The sequence below is a fragment of the Leptotrichia sp. oral taxon 223 genome, assembly GCF_013394795.1.
Taxonomy (GTDB): domain Bacteria; phylum Fusobacteriota; class Fusobacteriia; order Fusobacteriales; family Leptotrichiaceae; genus Leptotrichia.
On the sequence record NZ_JABXYU010000001.1, the window covers coordinates 1,215,784 to 1,228,767 of the forward strand.

16 protein-coding genes and 1 pseudogene are annotated in these 12,984 nt (G+C 30.5%); 1 reads left to right on the plus strand and 16 read right to left on the minus strand.

Going from position 1 to position 12,984, the window contains the following annotated elements:
* Positions 1-61: 61 nt before the first annotated feature.
* The 3 genes from HW275_RS12275 to cobM form a co-directional block, all read right to left on the minus strand.
* Positions 62-256 carry a transposon-encoded TnpW family protein gene (locus tag HW275_RS12275; protein ID WP_218975105.1) on the minus strand — a complete coding sequence of 65 codons (195 nt, stop codon included), beginning with the start codon at positions 254-256 and terminating at the stop codon, positions 62-64.
* Positions 257-348: 92 nt separating this feature from the next.
* Complete coding sequence (locus HW275_RS06035) at positions 349-624, minus strand: hypothetical protein (RefSeq protein ID WP_218975149.1); 276 nt, start codon at positions 622-624, stop codon at positions 349-351.
* The gene (cobM, locus tag HW275_RS06040; protein WP_178935682.1) at positions 624-1,385 is read right to left on the minus strand and encodes a precorrin-4 C(11)-methyltransferase; all 762 of its coding nucleotides are present in this window, start codon (positions 1,383-1,385) and stop codon (positions 624-626) included. The genes HW275_RS06035 and cobM overlap by 1 nt, the downstream gene beginning before the upstream one ends.
* Before the next feature lie 267 nt (positions 1,386-1,652).
* Between cobM and HW275_RS06045 the strand changes: the two genes are divergently transcribed.
* A complete protein-coding gene (locus HW275_RS06045) occupies positions 1,653-2,066 on the plus strand; it encodes a pyridoxamine 5'-phosphate oxidase family protein (RefSeq protein ID WP_178935683.1) in 414 nt (137 codons plus the stop codon).
* 20 nt (positions 2,067-2,086) lie between these two features.
* Here HW275_RS06045 and HW275_RS06050 read toward each other — a convergent pair whose 3' ends face one another.
* From HW275_RS06050 to HW275_RS06110, 13 genes and pseudogenes are all read right to left on the minus strand, one after another.
* Complete coding sequence (locus tag HW275_RS06050) at positions 2,087-2,416, minus strand: helix-turn-helix domain-containing protein (RefSeq protein WP_178936420.1); 330 nt, start codon at positions 2,414-2,416, stop codon at positions 2,087-2,089.
* 144 nt (positions 2,417-2,560) lie between these two features.
* Positions 2,561-2,914: pseudogene (locus tag HW275_RS06055) on the minus strand (DUF1016 N-terminal domain-containing protein); the annotation flags it as partial.
* A gap of 87 nt (positions 2,915-3,001) precedes the next feature.
* Positions 3,002-3,685 (minus strand): hypothetical protein, encoded by a 684-nt coding sequence (locus HW275_RS06060; RefSeq protein ID WP_178935685.1) that lies wholly within the window; start codon positions 3,683-3,685, stop codon positions 3,002-3,004.
* 92 nt (positions 3,686-3,777) lie between these two features.
* Positions 3,778-4,506, minus strand: coding sequence for a precorrin-2 C(20)-methyltransferase (cobI, locus tag HW275_RS06065; RefSeq protein ID WP_178935686.1), 729 nt, complete (start codon positions 4,504-4,506; stop codon positions 3,778-3,780).
* A gap of 92 nt (positions 4,507-4,598) precedes the next feature.
* Positions 4,599-5,270: a hypothetical protein gene (locus HW275_RS06070; protein WP_255460027.1), complete on the minus strand. Its 672-nt coding sequence runs from the start codon at positions 5,268-5,270 to the stop codon at positions 4,599-4,601.
* A 195-nt stretch (positions 5,271-5,465) separates the two neighbouring features.
* Positions 5,466-6,704, minus strand: coding sequence for an ATP-binding protein (locus tag HW275_RS06075; protein ID WP_178935687.1), 1,239 nt, complete (start codon positions 6,702-6,704; stop codon positions 5,466-5,468).
* 250 nt (positions 6,705-6,954) lie between these two features.
* Positions 6,955-8,079, minus strand: a complete 1,125-nt coding sequence (cbiD, locus tag HW275_RS06080) for a cobalt-precorrin-5B (C(1))-methyltransferase CbiD (RefSeq protein ID WP_178935688.1) — start codon at positions 8,077-8,079, stop codon at positions 6,955-6,957.
* A gap of 33 nt (positions 8,080-8,112) precedes the next feature.
* Positions 8,113-8,757, minus strand: coding sequence for a precorrin-8X methylmutase (locus HW275_RS06085; RefSeq protein ID WP_178935689.1), 645 nt, complete (start codon positions 8,755-8,757; stop codon positions 8,113-8,115).
* 359 nt (positions 8,758-9,116) lie between these two features.
* The gene (locus HW275_RS06090) at positions 9,117-10,460 is read right to left on the minus strand and encodes a cobyrinate a,c-diamide synthase (protein ID WP_178935690.1); all 1,344 of its coding nucleotides are present in this window, start codon (positions 10,458-10,460) and stop codon (positions 9,117-9,119) included.
* Positions 10,457-11,263 (minus strand): energy-coupling factor ABC transporter ATP-binding protein, encoded by an 807-nt coding sequence (locus HW275_RS06095; RefSeq protein ID WP_178935691.1) that lies wholly within the window; start codon positions 11,261-11,263, stop codon positions 10,457-10,459. Before HW275_RS06095 ends, HW275_RS06090 begins: the two co-directional genes overlap by 4 nt.
* The gene (locus tag HW275_RS06100) at positions 11,256-11,948 is read right to left on the minus strand and encodes a CbiQ family ECF transporter T component (protein WP_178935692.1); all 693 of its coding nucleotides are present in this window, start codon (positions 11,946-11,948) and stop codon (positions 11,256-11,258) included. Before HW275_RS06100 ends, HW275_RS06095 begins: the two co-directional genes overlap by 8 nt.
* Positions 11,935-12,237 (minus strand): energy-coupling factor ABC transporter substrate-binding protein, encoded by a 303-nt coding sequence (locus tag HW275_RS06105; protein WP_006805277.1) that lies wholly within the window; start codon positions 12,235-12,237, stop codon positions 11,935-11,937. Before HW275_RS06105 ends, HW275_RS06100 begins: the two co-directional genes overlap by 14 nt.
* Positions 12,237-12,944, minus strand: coding sequence for an energy-coupling factor ABC transporter permease (locus HW275_RS06110; protein ID WP_178935693.1), 708 nt, complete (start codon positions 12,942-12,944; stop codon positions 12,237-12,239). Before HW275_RS06110 ends, HW275_RS06105 begins: the two co-directional genes overlap by 1 nt.
* Positions 12,945-12,984: the final 40 nt, after the last annotated feature.

Consider the following 12,984-nt stretch of genomic DNA (forward strand, 5'->3'; position numbering starts at 1 on the left):
TCCACAAAAACAGATATGAAAAGAATGGGAATATCGTTATTAAGGGGGCTATTTCACCTTATTATTTCTGTTCCGATTTCACTACCTTTAACAGCTTATCTTGAAATGTTTCTTTGCTGTTTTTATTAAAATATATCTCCGTTACAAAGGTCTTCCCTCTAATCTTTTTTATCATAATACCGTTCGGTTTTTGGGGTGTGGCTCGTTCTTTGTTGGTCTGTATTTCACTGCTTTGTGCTTTTTCATTTTCTACCATTTAGTCCTCCTTTCGACTTGCACAAAAAAAGATTTCCTGTAATTAGGAAACCTCTTTTCATATTGATTGATATTTAATTTTGGGTATTGTTTTTAAGTTGTGGCTTGTAGCTTATTTCTTGCTCGATATTCCCTTGCTTTTATCCGTTCGTACTCTCTAAACTTTTCAATGTTTTTTGCTCGGTATTCTTTGGAATATGCCCTATGATAAGCTCTTGATTTTTCTTTCTTTGTTTCTTCAATTTTCTTATTCTCCAAATCAATCTGCTCTTTTGACAAAGTAACATTTTTTTGCTTTGTTACTTGATATTGCTGTGCAAAAATTTGCATGGAAAATGTAAATAGAATTATTGTTATTAGTTTTTTCATTATTCCTCAATCCCTTTCCTAAACTCATGCGAAAATGTCTTATCATAAAGTTTAGATTTAGAATACTCATTTCCTATAAAGTTTCCAACCAAAATTTGTGCAGTTTTCGTAATTTTTTCATCTTTCACTTTTTGAGCAATGTTTTCCAATGTTCCCATAATGATTTTCTGATCTTCCCAAGTTGCTCTTTGGACAATTGCAATTGGTGTTGTTTTATCATAATGCTTTAATAATCTTTTTACAACTTCATCAATCATTTGTACAGATAGGAATATTGCCATCGAACATTTATGTGAAGCCAGGCTTTCTAGGCTTTCTGTTTCTGGTACTGGAGTTCTTCCTTCCAGTCTTGTACAAATTATTGTCTGACTCACATCAGGCAATGTAAACTCTTTTTTTATTGCAGCAGCGGCAGCTACAAATGAACTTACCCCTGGAATTACTTCATATTCAATCCCATATTCATCCAAAATATCCATTTGTTCCCTTATTGCTCCAAAAATACTTGGATCTCCAGTATGCACCCTTGCTACCAGTTTCCCTTTTTTCTGTGCCTTTATCATAACTTCCATCACTTCATCCAAATTCATTGAAGCGGAATTATAAATTTCAGCTCCATCCTTATGACAATCAATAACCTCTTTTGGAACCAATGAACCAGCATAAATTATTACATCTGCTTCCTTTACAATTTTTTGCCCTTTTACTGTAATCAATTCAGGATCTCCTGGTCCTGCTCCTATGAAGTATACTTTTTTCATAAAATTACCTCTTTCTTTTTTAATTTTTTTATTTTTATAATATTTCATTTATTTGAAAACTTACTGATATTTCTGTATTCAAATATATTTTTTCATTTTTCTTAAAAAACGCTTCCCAGACTTTCCCATTTTCAAGATAAACTATTTTTTTTAGGTTACCATCTTGTTACCTTGTAATAAAATTGTGCCTTCTTCACAATTTTTCTATTTTAAGCTATAATTAACATAGTTAGCTAACTCAAAAAAATATATCTGGAGGAAAATAAAATGATTGATTACAATACAATATTAAAAGAAAACTCTTACGGAGTTTTAGCTACACTTGACGATAATAAACCTAAAACAAGAATTTTTCAGTATCTGTTTTCTGAGAAAAACAAAGTATATCTTGCAACTACAAATAATAAAAACGTTTACAAACAGTTAAAAAAATGTCCTTATGTTTCTTTTCTCTCTCATTCAGAAGACTATTTATCTTTTGTATCCGTAAATGGAAATATTCATTTTACTAATGATATTAACCTGAAAACAAAAGTTTTAAACGAATATCCAGCAATAAAGGAACTTTTTAAAACTCCTGACAATCCTATTTTTGAACTTTTTTATATTAATGTAGAAGAAATCAGAACTTTTGATTTAAAAACTTATACCAATGAAAATTTTAAAATAGAAAAACCATAATTAATTCGATACAATTATAGTTATTCATATTTTGTTTTTTCTCTGTAATTTATACCCCATTTATCCATACTTTCCAGTATCGGCTTTAAGCTGTAACCTGTTTCAGTAAGAGAATATTCAACTTTTGGAGGAACTTCAGGATAAATTTTTCTTACAAGAAGATTGTCCTCCTCCATTTCTCTTAAATTGTATGTCAAAACTTTATTAGAAATTCCATTTATAGATTTTCTCAACTCTCCAAATCTTTTTGTTCCATCGAGTAAATCTCTTATTATAAGTATTTTCCATTTATTAGAAATTAAAGAAAGTGTTATTTCAACTGAACACTTCGGTAATTCTTTTCTATTCATAATTATCATTTTCTATTCCTTTTAATTTTATTTTCTTATCATACTCCCTCAAAACTTTTTCCACCTCATTTTCAAGCACTTCTTTATTAGGAATATACAATGTGTATTTTGAAGCAAAAATCTGATTAGAAAGTCCACCTAGTGCGTATCTCTTTCATAAAATGCTCTTTCTTTATCATCAGATATACTCAAAATCTCACAATAATGAGACCAGCTTAATTTGCCAGACAGTGTCTGGCAAATTGGATACTTCAAATAAAATTGCCTCATATTTTGTAAATTAGATCTCGAAAATCCTTTTCCATACTCTTTTGTCAATTTTTTCGACAATTCTTTTAAAAGTTTTTTCCTGTATTCCGCCCTCTCATTATTTTTCTGTTCATCTTCTATAATAATTTTCCCAATTTTCCAATAAGTCTGCACAAGAATATTATTAATCTTTACAGACACCTGTTTCCTTGCATTTTCCATCAATTCTTTGATTTGCAAATAAACCATATTACTTTCAATTCCTTTTTCAATTTTATTTATTTTTCTCCCCCTATTTATATTAAATTCTAAAAATAATTTATCAAACATATTTAACTAATAACTAATTTTTTGTTCAACATTCGGATTTTGAATTGCTTTCTTATACAGTTCCTTTAATTCTTCAAAATGATTTCCATTTTTTTCTCTATATTCCTTTTCCTTTTCTGTCAATTCCCTATTATACGGATTATCTCCCAAACTGCTGTGAAGTGCAACTCCAAATTGGGTTATAATATCAAATTTCATGATTTCCTGCGACAAACTTTTATCTGTATAAAATTTATAACCATCATAATTTGAACCTCTTCCCGCATCATAGTAAATATTGTTATTGTATTTTACTTTTACAATATTTTTTATTTCTTTTTTTGTTTTTCTTTCATAAATAACTGCTTTGTTGTTTTCCACCAATTCAGCAATGTAATTACGAACATAATCCAATTTTTTATCTTTATCTGAAATACTATTTTTTATATTCTTTTCTTTTTTATCTCTATTTTTATTGTATAATTCCAATAGATCACTTTTTCTCACTAAAATATCATAATTTTCAGTTTTATACGTTACTGTATTCTTTTTATCACTCGGCAATACATAACTCAAATTTATTTCCTTTTCAAAAATTTGACTCAATTCTATGTATCTTTTTTTCTTCGTATCATAAGTTCCTTTTACAATCGTTTCTGCTAGTCCTTGAATTGCTACTCCAAGTAACAAAATAAATAATATTTTTTTCATAACTGTTCTCACTTTCTTAAAATATACTTGAATCTCTTAATTAATAAATTACTGTAATAAAATTAAATATTTCTACTATTCATTATTTTAATTTACATTTTTAGAAATCTCTTCCATTGTCCTATTCCCTGTTTTTTAAGAATCAATGTAGAAAAATAGTGTACACTTTCAACATTTTCAATATCTGTAATAATTTCTTCATTTTCTTTTCCACAGTTTGAAACAATTACAGCATTTTCTTTATTCCCAGTTTCAATTATCGCTTTTTTTATTTTCTCAAAATCTCGGCTAATTTTCATTAACACTAAATTTTGATTGTTTTCAATTTCTTTATAAATATCAGTTTTTCTATTGACAGAAACTACTTTTAAATCTTCATCTCCAATCATTAGCGGTATGTTAAGCCTTGCCGCAATACTGTTAAATGAAGTTATTCCCGCAATAGTTTCAACTTCCACATCATCTGAAATATGTTCCAAGACGTAAGTGTAAGTGCTATAAGTCATCGGATCTCCTATTGTTAAAAATGCCACATTTTTCCCTTTTTTAAGCTCCTCACTTATTTTGTCAGCATTATTTTTTCTAAAAACTTTTCTCGCTTCCACATCTTTTATCATCGGAAACTCCAAAAATAGCTGCTCCACATCAGGTTTTACATACTCTTTTACAATATTAAAAGCTGTACTTCCTTCTCCACTTTTCGCCTCAGGCAGTACAATCACATCTACTTCATGCAGTCTTTTTACTGCTTTAACTGTTATATTTTCAGGATCTCCTACTCCTACTCCTATTCCATAGAATTTACCTAATTTACTAGCCATTTTTTCTCCTCTAATTTTTATTCATTCCAAATTTTTTAGTTTCAAAAACTTTTTTCCAATAATTTTATACTATATCTTCCTTTTTTACATCATTAAATTTTGAAAATTGTTTCTATTTTTTCTCTGAATTCATCGCTTGATTTTCCCCCATCTTTTCTTTTTCTATACCACCATGCTGAAGCAGGGTGACAAAAAGTGTAAGTATTTTTTAAGGATTCTGAATTCTGTTTTTCAAAAATACAATAACTTTTTTTACTAAGAAATAATATATAATTCGGTTTCAACACTTTAATTACTTCTTCAAAATTATTTAAAGACTTTTCTTCCATTTCTTTTGTAGCTATTATTCCTCTACTTCCATTTGTTGAAGGAACTACAAAAAAATTCATGAATGAAACTCTTTCCCAAAAATGTTTTATATCAATATTTGCTTTTTCAATTTCTTTTTTTATTCTTTGAAAAAAAACATTTCCTCTAGAAAAACATTCATCTACTACTCCTCTTGTGTATATATATTTAGGACAAGATAAAGAAATATTTCCTTTATCCCCATACCATTTTTCAAAATTATCTACTTTTTTTCTATCTTCTTCATTTTCAAGGTAATGACTTTCAGCAACTAATAATACTCTATATTCTTCATATTTAAAGCCAACATAAGGTAACATACATTGATGTATTTTTGAATTTTTATAAAATTCAATTTCTTTTAACTTAGCATCATAATTTTCACTACTTTTTAATTCCATAATTTCTAATTCCAATAAATTCATCCTCTCAATTAAAATTTACAAAAAATATATTAAGTTTACTTTTTGAAAATTTTTCTATACTTAACAATCAATTTGTTTTTCAATATTAGAAACTTCTATTTTCTCTATTGATTGATTTTTAAAACATAATGTTAAGACTAAAGTTATCGTAAACAAAGAAAATTTTCTTTAATTTTACGGTTTTACCTAATTCCACAACAACCATTCCAAAGCATTTATAACCTTTATTCCATCATAGTCAGTATTCACCATTACATCATCTAAAGTTATAAGATACTTCGGATAGTTATCCTTAATATTTTTAAAGGTATCCAGTTCTCTTTTTAAAGTATTTTCATCTAAGACAGTCAAAGCGACCTGATAATACTCAATTTCATTTGAATTAATAACAACAAAATCAATTTCATTTTTATCAAACTGCCCAACATATACATTGCCTTTTCTTCTAAGCAGTTCAAGATAAATTATATTTTCCAGTATATGCCCCATATCTATATTTCTGTTACCTAAAATCATCTGTCTAAGCCCTAAATCTGCAACATAATATGTTGATAATGTAGATAGAAATTCTTTCCCTTTTATATTATATCTGCTAACTTCATGCACAAGTAAACTGTCAGTAAGTCCTCTAATATACTTTTCAATGGTTTTTACATCTGTTTTTCTTCCCATTGAAGTTAGGGTATTCCCTATTTTTGAAAGCGAAGTCAAGTTACCGATATTATCAAATATATATTTAACGACACTTTCAAGTCTCATCACATCTGAAATTTTCAATCTTGCAACTATATCTTTTAAAAGCACAGAATTATATATTCCACTTAAATATTCATGTATATTTTTCAAATCACTGTCCAACTGTAAAGTATAAGGAAACGAACTGTTTACTATATATTCATTATAATATTGTATAAGTGTTTTTGATATTCTATTTTCCTTTTGCTCCAGTTTTTCATATTCTAATTTAGCCTGATAATACTCCTTAAATGATAAAGGCAGCATTTTCAGTTCTATATAACGTCCACTTAAAAGGGTTGCCAATTCGCTAGACATAAAATAGGCATTAGAGCCTGTTATATACAGGTCTGTATTTTCTTTTATAAAAAGGCTGTCTACAACTTTTTCAAATTTATCCACATGCTGAATTTCATCTAAAAATATATAATTCCTTTTATCTTCAATCAATTTAGATTTTATATATTCGTAAAGTTTTTTATAATCTGTAAGTTCTTCATAATCCATATCTTCAAAATTTATGGATATAATCTGATTTTTTGCAACTCCATTTTCAAGCAGAAAATCTTTATATATCTCAAAAAGAGTGGATTTTCCACATCTTCTTACACCAGACACAACCTTTATTATCTGTCTGTCTTTTGATTTTACTAAAATATCTAAATATTCTTTTCTATCTATTCTTATCATTTTAACACCTCATTTCCTTTTAAATTATATCCCTTTTTTATTCAAAAATCAATTTTTACGGAATGTAATCCTATTTTTCTATGAATTAATAGAATTTAAGGAATGCATTCCGTAAATTTTAGAATTTTTAATTTTTTAAGGAATGTAATCCTATAATTTAAAAATTATCAATGAGGTTTTACCAGCTTTTATTTTTTCGTAAATTTAATTAAACTTGCATTTAGAATTTGATAGAACAACTTCTATATCCTCAAAGCCCTTTTCTTTTAAAATTATCAAAAAAATGCTTACTACTTCCCAGTTCTTTTCTTTCAGCAGAAATAATAAGCGTTTCCACTTCCAGATCCCAGCCGTTTCTTCGGCAATATTCTTCGCATTTCTGTTTGGCTTTTTTTGCCAGAAGATCGTAAACTTCTGTTTTTTCAATGTATTTTGTAGCTTCTTCGGTTGTGTTGGAAGCCATTATCTTTTTTAAGTTTTCCATGCTTTCGCCAACAAGCAACGCATTCGCTGTGAGAATTTCCATTTTTGCGTCAGAAACTCTGCTGTGTGTATGAAATATTCCGCCTGCAACTTTCACAAATTTTCCAAGTTCACCAATAAAGTAAATTTTTCTTGCTTCAAATTCACATGCCCTGTCAAACATATAGCCCACAAAGTTGCTTATTACAACCGATTGAGAAGTGTTATCCTCAAAGTTGTCACTCAAATATTTTTTTCCTCTATTTCCAAATAAAAAAATAACTTCTCCATTTTCTGAATTTTCAAGAGCCATTTTTAACTCAATGGCAAGTGATGCCTTCCACGCTTCTTCCGACATTGGCTTTACTATCCCAGTCGTCCCAAGGATCGAGATTCCACCAATAATTCCAAGTTTTGCATTCAATGTCTTTTTAGCAGTTTCTTCACCTTTTGGAACAAATATTTCCACATCTGCCCCCATACCTTGCGGCAATACGCTTTCCACAGCCTGTCTTATCATTTTTAAGGGTACCGGATTTATTGCGGAATTTCCAGGAGCAATAGGAAGCCCTTTTTTAGTAACTTTTCCAACTCCTATTCCACCAAAAATATTTATTTTTGCATCATTTCTCAAATTTACTTTTGAAAAAATTTCCAAACCATGAGTAACATCAGGATCATCTCCACCATCCTTTAAAACTGATGCCAAAGCGTAATTATCCTTTCTTTTCAATGAGTTTACTTTTATTGTCAAGGGTTTTCCTGAGGGAAGTCCGATTGTTACTTCGGGTATGTCGTTTTCTCCGCTGTCCAGAAGATACATAAGTGCGGCTTTCGCAGCTGCGGTTGCAGAACTTCCCGTTGTATAGCCATATCTTAGCTTCTTGCCATTAAAATATACATATTCTTCCATTTTCACTTCCCCTTTTTATTTTAAATTCTGTATTTAATATCTATCTCTTTCAAACATCTGATACAGTATTCCGTGCAATACTGCCACAGCCACTGTGCTTCCGCCTTTTGTACCGTTAGTTCTTATAAACGGCACATCGTAACCTGAAAGTGCCGCCTTTGATTCAGGGCATCCTACAAAGCCTACTGGCACTCCTGCAATCAGTTTAGGTTTTTCTGCTCCATCCTTATCTATCTCTTCAAGAAGTTTAAATAATGCTGTTGGAGCATTTCCAATCAGAAATATTTTTGTATCCTTATCTTTCACTGCTCTTTCAATTCCAACCATTGATCTTGTAATTCCTCTTTCCTTAGCTTCTTTTGCCACTTTCTCGTCATTTACAAGGCAGTATGCCGAACATCCAAATTTCGCAAGACCTGCTTTGTTTAGCCCAGTAACAATCATATTTGTATCACAATATATCTTGCACCCTGATTTTATAGCTTCCATAGCCGAATTTACAGCATCATTATAAAACTCTGTAATTTCCGCATACCCAAAATCCCCAGTAGTATGCACAAGCCTTTTCACAATCGGATTTTCATTTTCAGCAAAATGATCTGCCTTGTTTCCTAACCCTTCCGTAATTATCTCAAAACTTCTTACTTCTATCCCTTTCGGATCCTTAATATACGACATAAATTGATTCCCTCCAATATTTTTATGTTTTTATAGTAAAACTGCTTTAAAACCGAACTCAAAAGCTATGACTATTTTACTCAATCTCTAAATTTATATAATTTTTAGTAGTTTAATTTTAAATAGGTTTGAGTATAAACTAAAAAAAATCAAACAATATTTAAGTTTAGATTTTAAATATAGCAATTCCAGTTTAAAACTAAAGTGGAAATTTATGCCATATCTATAGCCAGTCCATTGCTTTTTATATATTTTTAATCCAATTTTTAAGCGGATTGGCTATAACTTTGATTAGTTCGATTTTTAAATAGTTTTACTATGCAATTATATATTATTTTTTAAATTTTAGATAGTTTTTTTTACAATTTTTCAATTAAATATTTGAAAAATTCTATATTTGAATAAAAAGAAATATGCGGATAGCCTGCCAGTAGGCTACTTTTCCTATATCCACAAGTCCAGTTTCTTCCATCGTTTTTTTCTATTTTGTAAAATTTTTTCTTTTCATTGTCTACAGAAATTTCTGAATAATGAAATTCGTGTCCCTTTGTACAGATTCCATTCTCAGTTTTTATATTTATGTATCCAAATCTTCCGATATTTAACCTGTTTTTCATGGAAATTTCCACATCTATAATTCCGCAGAAATTCCCGCTATTTCCATCTAGCAAGTTCAGCTTATTCGTCAAATAGATAAATCCACCACATTCTCCATAGATTTTTACTCCATTTTCATAAGCCTGCCTTATGCTTTTCTTCATGGAAACATTTTCAGACAATTCTTTCCAGTAAAGTTCAGGATAGCCTCCGCCAAGATAGATCATATCCAGGTTTTCCGGTATTTTTTCATCTTTTATAGGACTGAATTCGACTATTTCCAAGCCTGAGAATTTCATAAGCGAAAGATTTGACTCATAGTAAAAGGAAAATGCCCTATCTTTGGCAATTCCCACACGTTTTCCTTTATACTTGCCCTTCAAGCCTTTTATTGGCTCAAAACAGTCCATATCTCCCTTAACTTGAAATTCTTCTGCTATTTCATAAATTCTTTCTAAATTCAAGCAATTTTGTGCAATTTCCTTAAACAGCTGTTTCTTTTCATCAAGTTCTTTTGAACCTTTCAGTTCAAAAGCCTGTTTCAATCCCAAATGTCTACTTTCCACCGATAATTTCTCATTTTTCGGCAAATATCCTACGCACTCTATTCCAGTAAATCTTTCTACCGCTTCCTTCAAGTTTAAATACAGCTTTTCAGAAGAAACATTATTTAAAATAATGCCCTTTATTTTAACATTTTTATCAAACAGCTTGAAACCCAAAACTTCGGCAGCTATACTTGTGGAGATTCCTTTTGCGTTAACTACGAGAATTACTGGAATATCAAGTATTCTTGATACATGAGCTGTACTAAAATTATCCTTGTCATGCCCGATTCCATCATAAAGTCCCATAACTCCCTCGACTATAGCGATATTGCCCTCTTTTGCCCCTGTTTCAAATATATGCCTTAATGTGTTTTCATCAAACATAAATGCATCCAGATTATAAGACTTGTTCCCTGTAAAAAGTTCATGATAGCCAGGATCAATGTAGTCAGGACCAACCTTAAAAGGTGCCACGTTTTCAAAAGCCGACATTAATATGCTGCTTACCGTAGTCTTTCCGCTACCACTCATTGCTCCTGATATAAGTATTTTTTTCATAACAAGTTTTTTTCCTCCAAGAATTTATAGTAATCATTTTCATCAAGATTTTTATACTTGAGATAGCTTTTTATTTTCAGTACATTTGGAATATTCAAATTTAATTTCTTCAAAAATTCAAAATCCTCAAAAACCTCGTCCCTGCTCCCTTGCCGTACAATTCTCCCTTTTTCAAGCACATAGATATAATCAGCAAATTCATAGGCAAAATCGGTATCATGCGTCGATACTACCATCGTTTTCCCTGCTTTGGAAAAGTTATCCAAAATTTCTGATACTCTTTTTGTATTTCTAGAATCAAGCCACGCAGTTGGTTCATCCAGAATGAGCAGTTCTGGCTCCATTGCTGTAATTGCGGCTATTGAGACTCTTTTTTTCTGTCCGTAGCTCAGATGATGACAAGGTCTATCTTTTAAATCTGTTATATTGATTTCTTTCATTGCCCTGTTTACATTTTCTTCCACTTTTTCACTGGAATAGCCAAGATTTTCAGGCCCATAGGCTACTTCCTGAAATACTAAAGGAGCAAAAATCTGTATTTCGGGATCTTGAAAAATTATCCCAACTTTTCTTCTCAGATCTTCCAAATCCTTTTTTTTATGTTTTATTTTTTCCCCTTCAAAATAGATACTGCCCTTTTGCGCCTGCAAAAGTCCGTTCATTATTAAAAATAAAGTTGATTTTCCTGAGCCATTTTCCCCAAGAAATAATGTTTTTCTACCTTTTTCAATATTCAAAGTTATATCTTTCAGAGCCTCTGTTTCTTTATCATACGAAAAGGTTATATTTTCAAGTCTAAGCATTGTATTTTACCACCAGATATAAGTTTATTGCAAATATTATTATTACGAAAATTATTTCAAACCCAATTTTTTTATATTTTCTATGAGAAAAGATAAACTCTTTTCCCATCCGTGATTCCACAGCCTTTATAGAATTCAGATTATAGTAGTATGTTTTTTTTAATATGGCGACTACCAGCATCGGAAATGACTTCATCCCATTTTTAAAGCTGCTGTATCCCAGCCTTACTTCCTGTGCATTCTGCAACTTTTCTTTATTATCAAATAATAAAAATATATATCTGTAAATTAACAGAAACATTTCCCTAAATATTTTAGGAAATCTCATTTTTTCAAATATATAATCCAGATCTATAACAGGCGTTGAGCAGATAAGGAAATAAATTACTGTTATCGAAGAAAATGAACGAAGTAAGAATGTCCATATATCCGCCTTTATAAGTAGCAGCGAAATTACAGTCGTCAAAATAAATAAAGCCGGAACAAAGTTCAGCTTTAATAAGTCGCTTATTTTTACTTTTACAACAAATAAGAGAAGTAAATTAAACAATATAAAATTAAAAATAAATACTGTTTTACTTCCTGTATAAAGCAAAAATACTAATGTCGTCATTGACAATATAAACTTTACTCCGGGATTTATATTTTTTATGGGATTTGTGTAAGATACTTTATCTATTAGCATTTTTTCTTTCACCTTTGAAATAGCCTAATACATATCCTACAATTCCTGCACCTAATGCCGCCTGTAATGCAAACAGCAGACTTTCAGTTTCATCTCCTGGTAATTCTATTAAATTTTTAGCCCATGGCTCATAATCAGGTTTTATAGTTTTTATTACTTCTTCTCCCTTGTCATCAGATCCTCCAAATTCAGATTTTACGAGAAGCAAAGGAATAACACCTATTAAAATTATTGCAATTATTAAAATAATATTCTTTTTAAATACACTTTTGTTTTTATTTTCTGACATTATGCTTCCACCCCTTTTACATTATATTTTTCAAGTATATTCATTACTACATTTGTAAGCAGCCCTTCGATGATAGCAAGAGGAATCTGAGTTACTGCAAACACCATGCCAAATTTGATAAACGAAGCAACTACTCCGCCTTCAGCAGATGGATATGCAAGCGCAAGCTGTAAAGATGTAACCACATATGTGGCAAGATCTCCTATTGCCGCAGCCAGAAATATTGCAACTGCCCTATTCTTCTTAGCAAGGCTCTTATAAATCAAATATGAAACAATTGGCCCTGCTATCGCCATCGAAACAGTATTTGCCCCAAGAGTTGTAAATCCTCCGTGAGCAAGTAATCCTGCCTGAAATATCAATACGATTGTTCCAAGAATGGAAGTTACAAAAGGTCCGTATAATATAGCCGAAAGCCCTACTCCTGTTGGATGTGATGAACTTCCTGTAACTGACGGAATTTTTAGTGCGGATAACACAAATATAAATGCTCCTGCTAATGCAAGTGTCATCTTATCCTGCACGCTTCCTTTAGAAACAGTCTGAAGTTTCTTTATCCCTATAATCCAGAACGGAATACAAACCACAAACCATACTATAACCCAGTTTAAAGGTAAAAAACCTTCCATAATGTGCATTGAATAACCATTTATGCCTATTAACAGCATGCCAGTTAAAACTAAAAACAATAATGTTCTCTTTTTCATTTTCTCTCCTTCTCCAAATTTAATTTAACCTTCGGCAAGT